Here is a 264-nt window from a genome sequence, read left to right on the forward strand (position 1 = left end):
CTTTGCTATTAATGCGTTATCTTCAAGAAGTTTTGCGGAAGTGGAATTTTGGTTTGCAAGTATTAAAGTAATTACAATTATTGCATTTATTATTTTGGGCGGGGCAGCAATGTTTGGGTTTCTAGATATGAAAGGGAATGAACCAGCGCCAATGTTCTCTAGCTTTACTGATTATGGTGGATTGTTTCCAAATGGATTATCAGCCATTTTAATTACAATGATTGCAGTTAATTTTTCTTTCCAAGGAACAGAATTAGTTGGTAT

The 264-nt window shown here is 34.1% G+C and carries 1 pseudogene; it reads left to right on the forward strand.

What is annotated here, in order from left to right:
• Positions 1 to 264: pseudogene (locus SB717_RS36725) on the forward strand (amino acid permease); the annotation flags it as partial.

The organism is Priestia sp. SIMBA_032 (genome assembly GCF_046535215.1).
GTDB classification, from domain to species: Bacteria; Bacillota; Bacilli; order Bacillales; family Bacillaceae_H; genus Priestia; species Priestia aryabhattai.